Below are 18,151 nucleotides of genomic sequence, written 5' to 3'. Positions count from 1 at the left end.
GGAATGACAAAATTGTTGAAAGGTACGGCGAGGGTACGGATACGGTTTATACCCATACGACTTATACGTTGCCGAATTATGTTGAAAACCTGACGATGACCGGCCACGATAATATTTTTGGTTTCGGCAACAATTCCGACAACGTCCTCATAGGCAACAGCGGCAACAACCGTTTGAGTGCCGGCCGTGGTAATGATGTACTTTACGGAGGGGCGGGTAATGACTTGCTGTTGGCAGGCGATGATGACGACAAACTTTATGGTGGCGACGGCAACGATATTTTACGTGGCGATCATGGCAACGATTATTTGGAAGGAAACGAAGGCGACGATGTTTTAGACGGCGGAATCGGTGCAGACGTAATGCGCGGCGGTAATGGCAACGATACATATTATGTAGACAGTCAAAACGATGTCGTTATCGAAGAAGCCAATGGCGGCATTGATACGGTCTACACAGGTATGACTTACCGTTTGCCGACTCATGTCGAAAACCTGACCTTGACCGGCAGCGGCAATTATTTCGGTTTCGGCAACCATTCCGACAACGTCTTAATCGGCAACAGCGGCAACAACCGTTTGATCGGAGGCCGCGGCAATGATGTGCTTCGCGGAGAGGCAGGCTATGACTTGCTGTTGGCGGGCGATGGCGACGACAAACTTTACGGCGGTACCGGCAACGATATTTTACGCGGCGATGCCGGTAATGATTATTTAGATGGCGGCGAAGGAAATGACACGCTTGAAGGCGGTAGCGGAGACGATACTTATGTATTCCGCCGCGGCAGCGGCCATGATGTCATTTCAGACAATTTGGGCCATAACAGCATTCATTTTGAAGGTTTGAGTAGGAAGGATATCAGTCTTACTACTCGTCCAAGCGTCAGTAATCCTGCCCTTAAAGATTGGGTATTTACGATTCGTGAAACAGGCGAAACGCTGACTCTTAAAGAGCAACACAAGACCTATTCATCTGTATCTAAGTATAAATTCACGGATAAGGAAATGGATGTTGCTGAAATCTTCAAATATCCCGAGCATGATGCCAGCGAAGATAGCGTAACCATGCGTGTGCTTTATAAAGATGGTCATGCCGTCACACATGCCGCCGTACAAGGGCAGCATCTTCAGACGGCCTCTTTGCAGTATTGGGAAAATATTGCTACTCAAAAAAGAGCCAATGATATTGTCCGACCCAGTTATAAACAGGCGCAGCATTCTATCTTTACCAAAGACAGTGATGGCGACGGTTTGGTCGATGCTATCGACCGCCATCCGCAGGAGTGGAATGTTTCCGAGCGTGATTTGCGGATGTTCTCTTCATTGGCTTATGAATCTCCGTCTGCTTTGCATACTGTGTTTAAAGGCAATTATTGGTGGAATACGCAATATGCTTCTATTGCTAAGAATATTAACGACAAATATTTTAGCAATCAGGCCAATGTATCTGAATTGGTTGGGAAATGGACATTGCTTAAGGCAGGTAGTCCGGGAGGCGGTTTGGATTATGCGATTTTCGGCAATTCGAACAAGAAGGGCGGTTGGGAAAATGTCGTGGTAGCGTTTAGAGGTACGCAGGCTACCAGCATTAAAGATGTTTTGGCTGATTTGAACATTATGACCGGTAATTTGCCGGCTCAAACCAAATATCTGAATGATATTGCCCGCTATATTGATACGCTTCATGCCAAAAATGTGTATTCGACCGGACATTCGTTGGGCGGCTATCTTGCAGAATACTTTGCCGCACATACCATGCAACAGCGTAATGATTGGGCAAGTGATTTCAAACGCAGCAGTCTGTTCAATCCGGCTGTTTTGAATGTGGACAGCGATTCGCCCGAAGCTTTAAAACAAGCACGGGATATGGCCGATAAAATGGCGAAAACACAGATTACAGATGACTCCGATACGACACAGGCACGCCATTTGTATGAAACCAATTCGTATGTAATCAAAGGCGAGTGGGTTGGAGATGGTTTTTCAGGCAAAACCGGTGCGGGTATTGGTGCATTTTTGGGAGGTTTGTTATTTGGGCCACCTGGCGCTGCTCTAGGTTTAGCTGCTGGAGCGGCCGCGTCCCAAGTTCATAAAGGATTGGGCAGATATCCGAAAGCCAAGGTTTTGGATTTCAAAAGCGGCGATGTATGGGGCAAACACAATATGACCAGCTTTTATGAGTCTGATACCAAACTTGAACAATACTTCTCCCAAGGTAAACGTATTGACAAGCATTACGACAATCTTTATTTGAAGGATTCTGACCAAGACGGTTTTTCAGACGGCATTGAAAACATATTTGGCACCAGCAGCAACGATGCCCAAGAAACGCCATATGCAACCGGTACCTCTGCCATTTATACCGATGACCGACCCATGCTTGCTGTGGTTCAGACAGAGGATGCAGCCGGTAACGTCTTGTCGCTCAAAGGCGTGGAAATGATGGCGCACCAGCAGGGCGATAAGATGGCGTATGCGGCAAACGGCAAGGAAATCGACTTGGGTAAAAACGGCTTTGATTGGTCTGTCAGCATCAGTGGAGACCACAAAGGCGTAGCGGCCTTGCATGGCAGCGCGGCTGACGATGTATTAAAAGGCAGCGATGGCAATGATTATCTGGTAGGCGGGTTGGGTAGCGATACCATTGTTACCGGCGAGGGTAGAGATACGGTGGCATTTACTGCATGGGATGTCCGCGAGGGCAAACTGGATCACTTGCTGGATTTCAATCCGGTCAAAGACAAGTTGGATTTGAGCGCCATGCGTCCGTTGCTCAATGAGAAAGAAAGCCAGGTCGGCTGGGCGGATTTGTTTGTCCGCGATGTGGATACATTCAGCCCCGACCGTTCGTATCTTGTGTTCAATAGCGCCCAAAAAACCTTGGCGTATCGGGGTGCAGGAGCTGAAAGCAGCACAGAGTTCGCACGTTTCTACAATGAAGATGCTGCGCAGTTGACAGCCACCAATATTATCGGCTGATGGTTGTTTTAAAGTTTAAGGCCGTCTGAACCTGATATTTCATGTTCAGATGGCCTTAAACTTATATAATATCCGTCCCATCTGTTTAAAAAGGCAATCCCCATGAACACCATACGCACCAAAATTTGCGGTATTACCCAACCTGAAGACGCGCTGGCCGCAGCCGAATTGGGCGCAGATGCCATCGGGCTGGTGTTTTACGCCAAGAGTAAACGGGCAGTGAGTATTGAGCAGGCGCAGGCGGTTGTGAAAAACCTGCCGCCGTTTGTATCGGTGGTGGCCTTGTTTGTGAATGAAAACGAGCAAACCATCCGCGAGATTTTGTGTCAAGTGCCGATAGATGTGATTCAGTTTCACGGCGATGAAGACGATGATTTTTGCCGTCGGTTTGACCGCCCGTATTTGAAGGCCGTTCGTGTACAGTCCGCTGCCGATATTCAGACGGCCTGTGCCAAATTCCCGAATGCCCGCGCTTTGCTGTTTGATGCCTATCATCCGACCGAATACGGCGGTACGGGACAAAGTTTCGACTGGACCATGTTGCATGGCAATATCGGCAAGCCGTGGATACTTGCCGGCGGATTGACTGCGGAAAACGTTGCCGAAGCGGTAAAAATCAGTGGCGCGGCGGCGGTGGATGTGTCCGGCGGCGTGGAAATCTCCGGCGGGGTTAAGAGCAGGGAGAAAATGGCGGCGTTTATTCAAGCAGTAAAGGCCGTCTGAAATTTTGTTTGAATTCAAAGCAACCGGAATACAGATATGCAAGAGCCAATCGTTGAATCCCACCCCTTCGCAGCCTTGTTGCCGCCGCAGGCAACAGTCATGATGATGGGGACGTTTCCGCCTAAAGAAGAGAAACACGCGATGCAGTTTCATTATCCGAATTTTCAAAACGATATGTGGCGTGTATATGGGCTGGTGTTTTTCGGCGATGCGGCGCATTTTCAAAAGCAGGGCGAAAAGGCGTTTGATGCCGATAAAATCAAAGCGTTTTTGAGTGAGAAGGGAATTGCATCCTGTCCGACCGTGTTGAAGGCAATACGCGAACATGGCAATGCTTCGGATAAGTTTTTAAAAGTGATAGAAACTGTCGATTTGGCGGCAGTATTGGCGCAAATGCCCGAGTGCCACCATCTTTGCACCACCGGCGGCAAGGCAACCGAAGTTTTGTTGGAGATTCAAGGCAGCGGCATGAAAATGCCGAAAACCGGCGAAACAGTGCCGTTCCCCTATGCAGGGCGTGAGTTGACCCTGACGCGCCTGCCTTCGACTTCGCGTGCCTATCCTTTGAGTTTGGCGAAAAAAGCGGCGGCATATCGGGCTTTTTTTGAAATGGCTGGATTGACTGTTTTTCAGGAGTAGAGCGATGGACCGTTATAAAATCTCTTTAATGGCGTTTATGGCTTTGTGGTGGCTTGTTAATGTCGTCTCAGTGTGGCTGAAGGCCAAACAATGGCACATCAGGGTATTGTTGGGCGGAACGCTTTTGTATGTGATACAAATTTCTGCAGTCATTATGTCTGTTAACGGCCTCAATTGGATATTTTTGAACGTAAGCACTATAAATACCAATGAGTTGATTATTGCTTTGCTTGTGCTTAACTTTCTGGGTTGTTGGTTGCTGGCACTGTGGCTGGGGATGTTGGCATTAAAAATATGCTTGAGAAACAAAAGCGAAGAAAAACATATTGCGCCGCCGTTGGGTACGGCATTGGTTGCAACATCGAGCTGTACGCTGTTGTTCCTATTTTGTCTGCTGATATTATTATTCAATTAGTTGCCGACAAGATGAATGGAAAACGGCTATAATTGCTGACAATTTTACTTTCAGACGGCCTTGTACTGAATCAGGCCGTCTGAAACCATAAAACGAACAAGGAAAAATCCCATGAAAAATTATTACGCTCCCGACGAGAACGGCTTTTTCGGCGAACACGGCGGCCTGTACGTTTCCGAAACCCTGATTCCGGCTTTGCAAGAATTGGCAGAAGCCTATAAAGCAGCGAAAGAAGATCCTTTATTTTGGGAAGAGTTCCGCCATGATTTGAAACACTATGTCGGCCGTCCCAGCCCTGTTTACCATGCCGCGCGATTGTCCGAGCATCTGGGCGGCGCGCAAATCTGGCTGAAGCGTGAAGATTTGAACCACACCGGCGCGCACAAAGTCAACAACACCATCGGTCAGGCATTGCTCGCCCGCCGCATGGGTAAAAAACGCGTGATTGCTGAGACCGGCGCGGGTCAGCATGGCGTGGCTTCTGCTACCGTTGCAGCACGCTTCGGAATGACTTGCGACGTGTACATGGGCGCGGACGATATCCAACGTCAAATGCCCAACGTGTTCCGCATGAAATTATTGGGTGCGAACGTGGTCAGCGTTGACAGCGGCAGCCGTACTTTGAAAGACGCGATGAACGAAGCCATGCGCGAATGGGTCGCCCGCGTGGACGACACGTTCTACATCATCGGCACTGCCGCAGGTCCTGCGCCATATCCCGAAATGGTACGCGATTTCCAATGCGTGATCGGCAATGAAGCCAAAGAACAAATGTTGGAAGCCATCGGCCGCCAACCTGATGTTGCCGTTGCCTGCGTGGGTGGCGGCTCGAACGCCATCGGTTTGTTCTACCCTTATATCGAAGAAGAAAACGTGCGTTTGGTCGGCGTAGAAGCCGGCGGTTTGGGTGTAGATACGCCTGACCACGCTGCACCGATTACCAGCAAAGCCCCTATCGGCGTATTGCATGGTTTCCGCAGCTATTTGATGCAGGACGAAAACGGTCAAGTCTTGGGTACGCACTCCGTTTCCGCAGGCTTGGACTACCCAGGCATCGGCCCGGAACACAGCCATTTGAACGACATCAACCGCGTGGAATACACCGTTGCCAAAGATGACGAAGCACTCGAAGCCTTTGACTTGCTCTGCCGTTTCGAGGGTATTATTCCTGCGCTGGAATCCAGCCATGCCGTTGCTTGGGCGGTGAAAAACGCGCCGAAAATGAGCAAAGACCAAGTGATTTTGGTCAACCTCTCCGGTCGCGGCGATAAAGACATCAATACCGTGGCGAAACTCAAAGGCATTGAGTTGTAAGCCTTATTGATTGAGCAGCAAAGGCCGTCTGAAAAAGCTGGATATCAGTCTTTCAGACGGCCTTTGTTTCCGTAATGATTCAGCGTAGTATTTTATCCGCACAAACTCTATCAAGTATCGGCGGCTAAGGAAATTTATCCTTCCAAACCGAGCTTGTGTGCTTTCTAAACCGATTATTCAAGTTATCCATCACCATGAAACATTTGGCAATCCATCTAAAACTATTGGGCATGGCAGCGTTTTGGGGCGCATCTTGGCCGATGGGGCGGATGCTGGGACAGGCGCTGCCGCCTTTAACGGGCGGTATGCTGCGCTTTTTAACGGCGGCAATCTTGCTTTTGGGTTGGCTGTTTGCACGGTATCGGTTGCGTACTTTGGCGGTTTTGTCGCGCAAACAATGGCTTGGGTTGGCACTGGCGGCGGCATTCGGCGTATTTGGTTTTACTGTGTTGTCTATGCTGGGTTTGCAGCGGCTTCCTGCTTCAAGGGCGACGGTGTTGGTCACGTTCAATCCTGTATTGACGATGTTTTTTGCGGCTTTGCTATTTGGCGAGAAGCTCAACGGCAAGATTGTGTCGGGTATGTTGTTGGCAGTGGCAGGCTCGGTATGGGCGGTCACGCATGGCGAGATTGCGGCATTTTTGTCGGGCGGAGGCATAGGGTGGGGCGAAGTGCTGGTGTTTTGCAGCCTTTGCTGTTTGGTTACTTATACGATGATAGGCAGGGCGGTGTTGCAGGGGATTGATGCGCTGACGGTCACTGTGGCCACCGCTTGGCTGGGTGCAATGATGTTGCTGCCGCCTGCGCTGATTTCAGACGGCCTGCCGTTTGGTATGCTTGCCGAAATGGACGGCAGGGGCTGGTTTGCTTTGATTGGCCTGTCTATCGGCGCAACGGTTTTGAGCTATGCGTGGTATTTTGAAGGCGTAAAGACTTTGGGTGCCGGCAGCGCGGCGGCGTACATCACTTTGGTGCCGGTATTCGGCATTTTATGTTCCGCTTGGTTTTTGAGCGAGGCATTGCATATTTCCTTGGTTGCCGGCTGTTTGGCGGCAGTGGGCGGATTGGCGTTGATGCAGTACGGAAGACGTGCCGTCTGAAATAGGAAATATGTTATATAATAATGAAACTGATCAAACCATTGTTTTAAACATGTCCGAACATTCCTCCCTGCTCGATTTCGACCGCGCCCACCTGCTCCATCCCTATACATCCATGACCGATCCGTTGCCTGTTTATCCGGTGTGCCGTGCGGAGGGCGTGCATATTGAATTGGTGGACGGCACGCGGCTGATTGACGGGATGTCGTCTTGGTGGTGTGCGATACACGGCTACAATCATCCCGTTTTGAATCAGGCGGTTGAAGCGCAGATTAAGCAAATGTCGCATGTGATGTTCGGCGGTTTGACGCATGGGCCGGCGGTGGAACTGGGCAAATTGTTGGTCGGGATTTTGCCGCAGGGGCTGGACCGTATTTTTTATGCGGATTCAGGTTCGGTTTCGGTTGAAGTTGCGCTGAAGATGGCGGTGCAGTACCAGCAGGCGCGGGGTTTGACGGCGAAGCAGAATATCGCGACGGTGCGGCGCGGATATCATGGCGATACTTGGAACGCGATGTCCGTCTGCGATCCGGAAACGGGGATGCACCATATTTTCGGCAGCGCTCTGCCGCAGCGTTATTTTGTCGATAATCCGAAAAGCCGTTTCGACGATGAGTGGGACGAGGCGGATTTGCAGCCTGTCCGCGCCTTGTTTGAAGCGCATCATGCGGACATTGCCGCCTTTATTTTGGAACCGGTCGTGCAGGGCGCGGGCGGCATGTATTTTTATCATCCGCAGTATCTTCGCGGATTGCGCGATTTGTGCGACGAATTTGATATCGTGTTGATTTTTGACGAAATCGCCACCGGATTCGGGCGTACGGGCAAGATGTTTGCCTGCGAACATGCGGAGGTCGTACCGGACATTATGTGTATCGGCAAAGGCTTGAGCGGCGGCTATATGACGCTGGCGGCGGCAATCACTTCGCAAAAGGTCATCGAAACGATTTCGCGCGGTGAAGCGGGCGTGTTTATGCACGGGCCGACATTTATGGCGAACCCGCTGGCGTGTGCAGTTGCCTGCGCCTCGGTCAAGCTGCTTTTGTCTCAGGATTGGCAGGCAAATATCCGCCGCATTGAAAGTATCTTAAAAGGCCGTCTGAAAGCTGCATGGGACATTCGCGGCGTGAAAGACGTGCGCGTTTTGGGTGCCATCGGGGTGATTGAGTTGGAAAAAGGCGTGGATATGGCGCGTTTTCAAGCGGACTGCGTGGCGCAAGGGATTTGGGTGCGCCCATTCGGCAGGCTGGTGTACCTCATGCCGCCTTACATCATTTCAGACGACCTCTTGACCGAACTTGCCGATAAAACCGTACAAATCTTGAAGGAATACAGCAAATGAAAGGCGTTTACTTCGTCAGCGGCATTGATACGGACATCGGCAAGACCGTCGCCACCGGTATGTTGGCAAAACAATTGTTGCAACAAGGCAAAAGTGTGATCACGCAAAAGCCTGTGCAAACCGGTTGCAAAAACATCGCCGAAGACATCGCCGTCCACCGCAAAATCATGGGCATACCCATGCAGGAAGCCGATGAACAGCGTCTGACTATGCCTGAAATCTTCAGCTATCCCGCCTCGCCCCACCTTGCCGCCCGTCTGGATGGCAGGGATTTGGACTTGGACAAAATCCGTACCGCCACGCAAGAATTGGCGGCGCAATATGAAATCGTGTTGGTCGAAGGCGCGGGCGGTTTGATGGTGCCGTTGACGGAAAACCTGTTAACTATTGATTATATCCGTCAGCAAGGCTATCCCGTCATCCTCGTTACCAGCGGACGGCTTGGCAGCATCAACCACACCCTGCTCAGCTTCTCCGCGCTCAAACAATACGGCATCCAGTTGCACAGCCTGATTTTCAATCATATTCACGACAGCAAAGATGAGACCGTTGCCGGCGATACCTTGGAATACCTTAAAGGCCGTCTGAAAGATGAGTTTCCCGAAGCCAAATGGCAGGAATTGGCCAAGACAGAGGTGTCAGATGGAGCTTGATATACCGCGTGGCACGCTTTGTTCACATGCCGAAGCTTCAAGTCTTTTGCCGTCTAAGGCCGAACATTTGCTGACCGTTTCTTCGCTAACCGCTGCGTTGCGCGCTTCCGGTAAGGATTTTTCAGTCGAGCCAGTGTATTTGGGTTTGACGAAGGGAGCAGAAAACGGAGACGAAATCTTTGTGCGCGATGTTTTGCTCAAACTGGACGGCGAAACAGTGATACAAGCCAGAAGCGCGTGCCGGCCGGATAGCCGTCTATGGACAGAATTATTGGATTGCGGAACGCAGCCTTTGGGCGAGCGCCTGTTTGACGGTACATTGCCGTTGAAACGTTCGGATTTTGAGTTTCTTCGTTTTGAAGATTTAGACCATCCATCTTTCAGACGGCCTATTACCGCGCGCCGTTCGTATTTCGATTGGAACGGCGAAATATTGGAATTAACAGAATATTTCTTATTGAAATTAATAGATTTATACCGCTAAGGCCGTCTGAAAAGAAAACCGATTGCCGATATTTGTCATAATTTTGTTATAATACAACAAATTAAATCGTTAAGATTCGTTTGATTTCAGACGGCAATAAATTATAATAAGAGCTAAGGCTCTAAAATGCCTTTCATTCAGCATCAATACATATACAACGACACATTACACCAATGAACATACGGCGCTTTTTTCTACAATTTTTACCGCGTTACGCTGTCGGACGGATGGTGATATACGCCAAACTGATGCGCATCGACAAACCCATTGGCACACTACTTTTGCTGTGGCCGACTTATTGGGCATTATGGATTGCGTCTAAAGGCGTTCCCGATGCGGATATTTTTATTGCTTTTACCGCAGGCACGTTTTTAATGCGCAGCGCAGGTTGCGTCGTGAATGACTTTGCCGACCGCAATTTTGACGGCGCAGTAGAGCGCACCAAAAACCGCCCGTTTGCCAAAGGTTTGGTTTCCAAAACCGAAGCGCTGCTTTTGACCGTCATGCTGTGCCTGATGGCGGCCTTGTGTCTGGTGCCGCTCAACCGATTTACTTGGCTGATGAGCCTTCCGGCCTTGTTCCTGGCCGTCACATATCCCTTTACCAAACGCTTTTTCCCGTTGCCGCAGTTTTATTTGGGACTGGCATTTTCGTTCGGCATTCCCATGGCCTTTGCCGCCGTGCAAGGCCGAGTGCCTCCCGAAGCGTGGCTGATGTTTACCGCCAATGCCTTATGGACGCTGGCTTACGACACGATTTATGCCATGGCGGATAAAGAAGACGATTTGAAAATCGGCATCAAAACTTCGGCAATTACATTTGGCCATCACGATATTACCGCCTCTATGCTTTGCCATTTTTGGTTTACCGTATTGATGGCGGTATTAGGTATTAAAATCGGCGCAACTTGGCCTTATTGGCTGGTATTGCCGATAACCGTTTATTGGCAGTATCAGCAGTATGCCGCCATCCGTACGCGCGACCGCCAGTTGTGCTTCCAAACGTTTTTGGCCAACAACCGCATCGGCTTAGCGTGGTTTTGCGGATTGGTCTGCCATTATTTCTGGTTGTTTTTGGTTTCCAAACTATTTTAAAAAAATTAGGTTGAGGCCGTCTGAAAAGAAAGGGAAAAGGGGTATGCCGGACATACCCCTTTTCATTTGAATCATAGTTTACCCGGTAATAGGATTTTTACTTTAAATTCAATATAAGCAAACAGTTGGATTATTTTTAGCTCGTTAAAAAATATCAAAAACAACATGGAAAATGTTAGCAGGGCGAGTGTAAATTACGCCTTCAGGATTGAGATTTGCACCGACAATCGGTACAATCCCATTGTTTTGCGACATTTAAAAGAGATACACATGAGCCTGATCGGCGAAATTTTACCTTTGTCCCATATCGTTTTGGATTTGGAAGTCAGCAGCAAAAAGCGTCTGTTTGAAGAGGCTGCACAGCTGCTGGAGAATGAAGCAGAATTACCGAATACCAACGTGTTCGACTGCCTGTTTGCCCGTGAAAAGCTTGGTTCGACCGGTTTGGGGCAGGGGGTGGCGATTCCTCACGGTCGTCACGCATGCGTGAAAAAAGCCACCGGTGCGTTTATCCGCACCAAAGAGCCGGTTGCCTTTGATGCGCCTGACGGTAAACCCGTTTCCCTGATTTTCATCCTGCTTGTGCCTGAAAACGCTACCGGCGAACATTTGGAAGTCTTGTCCAAACTGGCCGGCAGATTCTCTCAAAAAGCCGTCCGTGAAGCATTGATGGCCGCAACTTCTGCCGAAGAAGTACGCACACTTCTGACCGAAGAGTAATTCATGCCCAGCATATCCGTCCGCCGCCTGTTTTCCGACAATCAGCACAAACTCGAACTTGCTTGGGCTGCCGGCAATTCTGGCGCGGACAACCGTATCGGTGTCGAAGCCGATAAACCCGTCTTGGCCTTGGTCGGCCACTTAAACTTTATCCATCCCAACCAAATTCAAGTTGTCGGCGTAGCTGAAGCCGAATATTTGCGCCGCTTGGAGTCGGGCGAGCTCAACTACGATTTCGGAGAGCTTTTCGACATCCCCATGTCTTTGGTTATCGTCGCCAACGGCTTGCCGGTTTCGCCCAAATTGCGCGATTATTGCCATACCAACAGTATCCCCTTACTGACTTCTAAACAGGAAAGCCCGCACCTGATGGACGTTTTGCGGATTTATCTGCAACGGACATTGGCAACTTCCACCATCAAGCACGGCGTATTTTTGGATGTATTTGAAGTGGGCGTACTCATTACCGGACAATCCGGCTTGGGTAAGAGCGAATTGGCATTGGAGCTGATTTCGCGCGGCCACAGCCTGATTGCCGATGATGCGGTCGAGCTCTTCCGTACTGGCCCGGAAATGTTGGAAGGCCGTTGCCCGCCGATGCTGCGTGATTTCCTCGAAGTACGTGGCTTGGGCATACTCAATATCCGCCATATTTTTGGCGAGACCTCTATCCGTCCGAAAAAAATCCTCCAGCTGATTATTAATTTGGTTCCGGCCGACGACGGATACATGAAACAACTCGATCGATTGAGCATCCGTACCGAAACAGAGTCTATCCTCAACGTCAGCATCCGTTCCGTTACCCTGCCTGTTGCAATCGGTCGAAACTTAGCAGTATTGGTTGAAGCTGCAGTGCGCAATTACATCCTTCAATTGCGCGGTAAAGACAGCACCAAAGAATTCCTCGAACGCCATCAAACACAACTCAAAGAAAACGAACAAAACCATGAAAATCGTCCTGATTAGCGGCTTATCCGGCTCAGGAAAATCCGTAGCCCTCAAGCAGCTTGAAGATTTGGGCTATTACTGTGTCGATAACCTTCCTTTGGAAATGCTTCCGTCGTTGGTTTCACTCCACATCGAACGGGCCGATGAAACCAAACTCGGTGTCAGCGTTGATATCCGTTCCCGTATTAATATCCAAGAAGCGCAGGCACAAATTCAATTTTTGCGTGACGAAGGACATCAGGTCGAAGTCCTGTTTGTTGAGGCGGAAGAGGGCGTTTTGGTTCGTCGCTTCTCAGAAACTCGTCGCGGACACCCTTTGTCCGGTCAAAACCTGACTTTGTTGGAAAGCCTGCAAAAAGAACGCGAGTGGCTCTTCCCGCTTAGAGACATCGCATATTGCATCGATACGTCCAAAATGAATGCTCAGCAGCTGCGTTACGCCGTTCAACAGTGGCTCAATATTGAACGTGTCGGTTTGCTGGTCATTCTTGAATCCTTTGGTTTCAAATACGGTGCTCCCAATAATGCCGACTTTATGTTTGATATGCGCAGCCTGCCCAATCCGTATTACGATCCGGAATTACGTCCCTTTACCGGCATGGACAAGCCTATTCAAGATTATTTGGGCCAGCAGCCGTTGGCTCAAGAAATGGTTGATGACATCGACCATTTTATTAGCCGCTGGCTGCCGCGCCTGCAACAAGAGAGCCGCAGTTATGTAACGATTGCCATCGGTTGTACAGGCGGTCAGCACCGCTCCGTTTATGTTGTGGAAAAACTGGCCGAGCGCCTCAAAGGCCGTTACGAACTCCTTGTCCGCCACCGTCAGGCTCACAGCTTGGCAGGACGCTAACTTGCCGTTTCAGACGGCCTCAAAGGAAGAAACCATGAAAAAAATCAGTCTGACCGCATTATCCCTGCTTATCTTGACCGCCTGTGCAACAGAGCCTGTCACTGCTTACCGTTGGCACCGTACCGGTGCAAGCGAAGCCGAAGTTTCCCGCCAAATCAATACCTGCAAATCACAAGTTCAAAATGGAACCAAACGTGGCAATACATCCAAAACGTTTGAGCAATGTATGGATGAAGCAGGTTATTACAGCTACGAGCATGGCAATCTCTAAATCCTGATTAACCGATTATCCAAATACCGAGGCCGTCTGAAAAACAATGATTTTTCAGACGGCCTCAGATACGAATAGAAAGAATAAAAAGACATGGCTATCCAATGGTTTCCCGGCCACATGAACAAGGCAAAAAAAGCCATTGCCGAACGCATTAAAAGCGTTGATATGGTGATTGAGATGCTGGACGCGCGTATGCCTGCTTCCAGCGAAAACCCCTTGCTTGCCCAGTTGTCCAAAGGCAAGCCAAAACTCAAAATCTTAAACAAGCAAGACCTTGCCGATCCCGAGCGCACCAAAGTTTGGCTCGAACACTACAACAGCCGTCAAGATACCCGCGCCATTGCGCTTGATTCTTCCGAAACCGGCGCGCACGGCAAAATTACCCAAGCCTGCCGCGCTATGATTCCGCATCGCCAAGGTATTGAGAAGCCGCTGCGTGTCCTGATTTGCGGCATTCCCAACGTCGGTAAATCTACCTTGATTAACGGCATGATCGGCAAAAAATCTGCCAAAACCGGTAATGAACCCGGTATTACCAAAGCCGAACAGCGCCTTTTCCTTGCCGACGATTTCTGGCTTTACGATACCCCGGGTATGTTGTGGCCGAAAATTATTGTCGAAGAAGGCGGCTACAACCTTGCAGCTGGCGGTGCAGTTGGACGCAATGCGCTGGACGAAGAAGAAGTAGCACTTGAGCTTTTGGATTACCTCCGCCGCCATTATCTGGCCCTGTTGCAAGATCGCTATCAAGCCGACAAAGATCCAAGCAGCCATTGGGACGACACTTCTTGGCTAGAGTGGATTGCCAAGAAACGCGGTGCGGTTTTGAGCGGCGGACGGGTCAACTACCAAAAGGCCGCTGAAAATATCCTGACTGATTTCCGCGAAGGCAAAATCGGCAGAATCACGCTGGAAACGCCAAACCAATGGGAAACTTGGCTGAAAAAAGCTAGACAGAAAGAGGCTGAACTTAAAGCCATTCGCGAAGCCAGAAAGGCGGAAAGAAAAGGGCAGCAGCCTTCAGCCGATTAATCTAAAAGGCCGTCTGAAATCTATTTTCAGACGGCCTTTTGTTGGAATAGACAATTTAGAGGGCGGTACGGCTGAAGCTGTCCAGGGCTTTATCGGTTTGGATTTGGTTGAACTGCATGATGGTTTTGTCGCCTTGCTTTTCGTCCAATTCGATTTTACGCACCAGCGTATCGCCGTTGATTTCGATACGGTTGAAGATTTGGCGGGTAATGGCGGTTTTCGGAGTTAAGGTCAACGTCCATTTTTTCTCGTTGCCGTTTAATTTCAAATCAAATTGTTTTTCCAAGCCTTGGGTATTGCCGCCTAAAAGGTCGAGGAAGAGTTTGATTTGGCGGCTTTGGCCGTTGAGTTTGCTGGCATTTGGGTTAACCCATTGGCTGCCGTTCCATTGCATGATGCCGTCTGAACGCACGCGCAGGGTGGTTTCAAATGGTTTTTGCATTTTCCAGAGCAGGCCTTTTTGTGGGACAAGGGTAAAGCTGCCGCTGGTGGTCATGGGTTTGCTGAGGGATTTGAGCTGGCGTTGTTGGACAAAATTGCCTTGCACGTTTTGCGGTTTTTGCAGGGTTTGTGTCAATTCTGCAGGGGAAAATGCCCACAAAGCCGGAGCGCTGATGAGGAGAGTAAGAGAAAGAATGGTTTTTTTCATTGTGCTTCCATAAGGTTTGAGGCCGTCTGAAAATTCAGACGGCCTTTTATTGCTTTAATTATAAGTCTGACAAGGCCTGATTAAAGGTTGCGCTTGGACGCATCGCTTGTGCAGCTTTTTCAGGATTGGCTGCGTAGTAGCCACCGATGTCGACCGCTTTGCCTTGCACGGCAGAGAGTTCTTCAACGATTTTGGCTTCGTCGGCAGTCAAAGCGGCTGCCAATGGAGCAAATGTGGCTTTCAGTTCGGCATCTTTGTCTTGCGCTGCCAATTCTTGCGCCCAGTAGAGGGTGAGGTAGAAATGGCTGCCGCGGTTGTCGAGTTCGCCAGCTTTGCGTTTAGGCGATTTGTCGTTCAACAGCAGTTTTTCGGTGGCTGCATCCAAAGTGTCGGCGAGGACTTGGGCTTTAGAGTTGCCGGTTTTTTGCGCCAGATGTTCAAACGATACGGCGAGTGCGAGGAATTCGCCCAAAGAGTCCCAACGCAAGTGGTTTTCTTCGAGGAATTGTTGAACGTGTTTCGGTGCAGAACCGCCCGCGCCGGTTTCAAACATACCGCCGCCGTTCATCAATGGAACGATAGACAGCATTTTCGCGCTGGTACCCAGTTCCAAAATTGGGAACAAGTCGGTCAGGTAGTCGCGCAGGACGTTGCCGGTTACGGAGATGGTGTCTTCGCCGTTTTTCAGACGGCCTAAGCTGAATTTAGCGGCTTCTTCAGGAGCGAGGACGCGGATGTCGAGGCCGTCGGTATCCAGTTCGGCAAGGTAGGCTTTAACCTTGGCGAGCAGGCTCTTGTCGTGCGGACGGTTTTCGTCAAGCCAGAACACGGCGGGCGTGTTGCTCAGACGGGCGCGGTTGACGGCGAGTTGTACCCAGTCTTTAACCGGAGCGTCTTTAGTTTGGCACATACGCCAGATGTCGCCGGCTTCAACGTTGTGTTGCATCAGGACATTGCCTGCTGCATCAATGACTTGAACTTGGCCGTCGGCTTCGATTTCGAAAGTTTTGTTGTGCGAACCGTATTCTTCGGCTGCTTGCGCCATCAGGCCGACGTTAGGAACGGTACCCATGGTTGTCGGGTCAAATGCACCGTGTTCGCGGCAGAAGTCGATGGTTGCCTGATAAACGCCTGCGTAGCTGCTGTCAGGAATCACGGCTTTGGTGTCTTGCGCTTTGCCGTCTTTATCCCACATACGGCCGGAGTTACGAATCATCGCAGGCATAGAAGCATCGACGATGACATCGCTAGGAACGTGCAGGTTGGTAATGCCTTTGTCGGAATCAACCATGGCCAAATCAGGGTTGGTGGCGTAAACGGCGGCGATTTCAGCTTCAACGGCAGCGCGGGTGTCTGCATCCAGCTTGTCCAGATTGGCAAGCAGGTTGCCGAAGCCGTTGTTGACGTTGACGCCTGCGGCAGCCAGTTTGTCGCCGAATTTTTCAAAGACAGGAGCGAAGAACACTTTGACGGCGTGTCCGAAGATAATCGGGTCGGACACTTTCATCATGGTGGCTTTCATGTGTAGCGAGAACAATACGCCTTTAGCTTTTGCGTCTTTCACTTGTTCGGCAAGGAAGGCGAGCAGGGCTTTTTTGCTCATCACGGTCGCGTCGATAATTTCGCCGGCTTTCAGGGCAACAGGCTCGCGCAGCTCTTTTTTGTTGCCTTGTTTGTCGGTGAATACGATGGATACGGAAGTCGCTTCAGGTACGGTAACGGATTGTTCGTTATGGAAAAAGTCGCCGCTTTGCATAGTGGCAACGTGGGTTTTGGAATCTTTGGTCCATGCGCCCATGCTGTGCGGATGTTTTTTCGCAAAGTTTTTCACTGCTTTAGGCGCGCGACGGTCGGAGTTGCCTTCACGCAGGACAGGGTTGACCGCGCTGCCTTTGATGCGGTCGTAGCGTTCGCGTACGGCTTTTTCTTCATCGGTTTGAGGGTCGGCAGGATAGTCGGGAACGGCAAAGCCTTTAGACTGCAATTCTTTAATCGCGGCGGTCAGTTGCGGTACGGATGCGCTGATGTTCGGCAGTTTGATTACGTTTGCATCGGGTTGTTTCACCAGTTTGCCCAATTCGGCAAGCGCATCAGGTACGCGTTGCGCTTCGGTCAGGTATTCGGGAAACGCCGCCAAAATACGGCCGGAGAGAGAAATGTCGCTGGTTTTGACATCAATATCGGCGTGGCGGGTAAACGCCTGCACGATTGGCAACAGGGATTGAGTGGCCAATGCAGGAGCTTCGTCGGTGTAGGTATAGATAATGGTGGATTTAGTCATGGGATTATTCTCTATGTAGGTTAAGTTTTTCTTTTCGGGCACATCGCGAGAAGAAATGTGCTAAGCCTATTATGGCATATTTCGGCGGATTTGGTTGTTGTTTTGATGTTATTGTTTTTTAAGTTGCGGAAAAGAAAAAGGCCGTCTGAAAAGACGGCCTAAATATTAAGGACTTATCCGATAATCAAAACGGCATTGCTGCCGCCGAAGGCAAATGACGAACTGGCGGCAATGCGTTTTTCAGACGGCCAGCGGCTGTTTTCGTCGGTCAAAGCGATGTTGGGCAGCTCGGAATCGGGTACGTTGTCCCATTGTTGCGGCGGCAGTTTGCCTTCCGGATTGTATTGGCGGTTGGCCATCAACCAAGTAAATGCGGCTTCTATCGCACCGGCTGCACCCAAGGTATGACCGGTGGACGGTTTTGTTGAGGTGCAAAGGGTGTGGCTGCCAAATACTTCGGCAACGGCTCGGCTTTCCATGCTGTCGTTGTGTTGCGTGCCGGTGCCGTGCAGATTGATCCAGCCGATGTCTTCCGCTTTCAAACCGGCTTTATCCAATGCGGCCTGAAAAGATTGGGCTGCGCCCAAACCATCAGGGCGGGGCGAAGACATATGGTAGGCATCGCTGCTTGCGCCGTAGCCCAGCAACTGCA

At 50.2% G+C, this 18,151-nt stretch carries 17 protein-coding genes and 1 pseudogene; 15 read left to right on the top strand and 3 right to left on the bottom strand.

Annotated features, from left to right (window positions below):
* From Q1M25_RS02590 to ylqF, 15 genes are all read left to right on the top strand, one after another.
* On the top strand, positions 1 to 2,978 hold a 2,978-nt coding region (locus tag Q1M25_RS02590), incomplete at its 5' end, for an Mbeg1-like protein (protein ID WP_300481461.1).
* A gap of 102 nt (positions 2,979 to 3,080) precedes the next feature.
* Positions 3,081 to 3,701 carry a phosphoribosylanthranilate isomerase gene (locus Q1M25_RS02585; protein WP_300481458.1) on the top strand — a complete coding sequence of 207 codons (621 nt, stop codon included), beginning with the start codon at positions 3,081 to 3,083 and terminating at the stop codon, positions 3,699 to 3,701.
* Between the two features lie 36 nt (positions 3,702 to 3,737).
* Positions 3,738 to 4,340: a DNA glycosylase gene (locus Q1M25_RS02580; RefSeq protein WP_300481455.1), complete on the top strand. Its 603-nt coding sequence runs from the start codon at positions 3,738 to 3,740 to the stop codon at positions 4,338 to 4,340.
* 4 nt (positions 4,341 to 4,344) lie between these two features.
* The gene (locus Q1M25_RS02575) at positions 4,345 to 4,755 is read left to right on the top strand and encodes a hypothetical protein (RefSeq protein WP_300481452.1); all 411 of its coding nucleotides are present in this window, start codon (positions 4,345 to 4,347) and stop codon (positions 4,753 to 4,755) included.
* 111 nt (positions 4,756 to 4,866) lie between these two features.
* Positions 4,867 to 6,069: a tryptophan synthase subunit beta gene (gene trpB, locus Q1M25_RS02570; protein WP_300481450.1), complete on the top strand. Its 1,203-nt coding sequence runs from the start codon at positions 4,867 to 4,869 to the stop codon at positions 6,067 to 6,069.
* A gap of 194 nt (positions 6,070 to 6,263) precedes the next feature.
* Entirely contained in the window at positions 6,264 to 7,169 is a 906-nt protein-coding gene (locus Q1M25_RS02565) for a DMT family transporter (protein WP_300481447.1), read from the top strand.
* A gap of 52 nt (positions 7,170 to 7,221) precedes the next feature.
* On the top strand, positions 7,222 to 8,511 hold the full coding sequence (gene bioA, locus Q1M25_RS02560; RefSeq protein ID WP_300481445.1) for an adenosylmethionine--8-amino-7-oxononanoate transaminase: 1,290 nt from the start codon (positions 7,222 to 7,224) through the stop codon (positions 8,509 to 8,511).
* Positions 8,508 to 9,164, top strand: coding sequence for a dethiobiotin synthase (gene bioD, locus Q1M25_RS02555; protein WP_300481443.1), 657 nt, complete (start codon positions 8,508 to 8,510; stop codon positions 9,162 to 9,164). Before bioA ends, bioD begins: the two co-directional genes overlap by 4 nt.
* Positions 9,154 to 9,648: a chorismate--pyruvate lyase gene (locus Q1M25_RS02550; RefSeq protein WP_150537860.1), complete on the top strand. Its 495-nt coding sequence runs from the start codon at positions 9,154 to 9,156 to the stop codon at positions 9,646 to 9,648. The genes bioD and Q1M25_RS02550 overlap by 11 nt, the downstream gene beginning before the upstream one ends.
* Before the next feature lie 173 nt (positions 9,649 to 9,821).
* The gene (ubiA, locus tag Q1M25_RS02545; protein ID WP_049344014.1) at positions 9,822 to 10,742 is read left to right on the top strand and encodes a 4-hydroxybenzoate octaprenyltransferase; all 921 of its coding nucleotides are present in this window, start codon (positions 9,822 to 9,824) and stop codon (positions 10,740 to 10,742) included.
* Positions 10,743 to 11,012: 270 nt separating this feature from the next.
* Positions 11,013 to 11,462: a PTS IIA-like nitrogen regulatory protein PtsN gene (ptsN, locus tag Q1M25_RS02540; RefSeq protein WP_049344012.1), complete on the top strand. Its 450-nt coding sequence runs from the start codon at positions 11,013 to 11,015 to the stop codon at positions 11,460 to 11,462.
* Between the two features lie 3 nt (positions 11,463 to 11,465).
* Positions 11,466 to 12,428 (top strand): HPr(Ser) kinase/phosphatase, encoded by a 963-nt coding sequence (gene hprK, locus Q1M25_RS02535; RefSeq protein WP_004520066.1) that lies wholly within the window; start codon positions 11,466 to 11,468, stop codon positions 12,426 to 12,428.
* On the top strand, positions 12,409 to 13,263 hold the full coding sequence (gene rapZ / locus Q1M25_RS02530) for an RNase adapter RapZ (protein ID WP_300481434.1): 855 nt from the start codon (positions 12,409 to 12,411) through the stop codon (positions 13,261 to 13,263). Before hprK ends, rapZ begins: the two co-directional genes overlap by 20 nt.
* Positions 13,264 to 13,297: 34 nt before the next feature.
* Positions 13,298 to 13,534: a lipoprotein gene (locus Q1M25_RS02525; RefSeq protein ID WP_003684875.1), complete on the top strand. Its 237-nt coding sequence runs from the start codon at positions 13,298 to 13,300 to the stop codon at positions 13,532 to 13,534.
* A gap of 93 nt (positions 13,535 to 13,627) precedes the next feature.
* Positions 13,628 to 14,569: a ribosome biogenesis GTPase YlqF gene (gene ylqF / locus Q1M25_RS02520; RefSeq protein WP_300481430.1), complete on the top strand. Its 942-nt coding sequence runs from the start codon at positions 13,628 to 13,630 to the stop codon at positions 14,567 to 14,569.
* 55 nt (positions 14,570 to 14,624) lie between these two features.
* Here ylqF and Q1M25_RS02515 read toward each other — a convergent pair whose 3' ends face one another.
* The 3 genes and pseudogenes from Q1M25_RS02515 to Q1M25_RS02505 all read right to left on the bottom strand — a co-directional run.
* Entirely contained in the window at positions 14,625 to 15,218 is a 594-nt protein-coding gene (locus Q1M25_RS02515; RefSeq protein ID WP_300481427.1) for an outer membrane lipoprotein carrier protein LolA, read from the bottom strand.
* Positions 15,219 to 15,276: 58 nt separating this feature from the next.
* The gene (locus Q1M25_RS02510) at positions 15,277 to 17,499 is read right to left on the bottom strand and encodes an NADP-dependent isocitrate dehydrogenase (RefSeq protein ID WP_300481425.1); all 2,223 of its coding nucleotides are present in this window, start codon (positions 17,497 to 17,499) and stop codon (positions 15,277 to 15,279) included.
* A gap of 173 nt (positions 17,500 to 17,672) precedes the next feature.
* Positions 17,673 to 18,151, bottom strand: a pseudogene (locus Q1M25_RS02505) (beta-ketoacyl-[acyl-carrier-protein] synthase II); the annotation flags it as partial.

This window comes from uncultured Neisseria sp. (genome assembly GCF_951230505.1).
Classification (GTDB): domain Bacteria; phylum Pseudomonadota; class Gammaproteobacteria; order Burkholderiales; family Neisseriaceae; genus Neisseria.
Note: the sequence above shows the minus strand (reverse complement) of the source record. Positions and strands in the feature narration are given on the sequence as shown.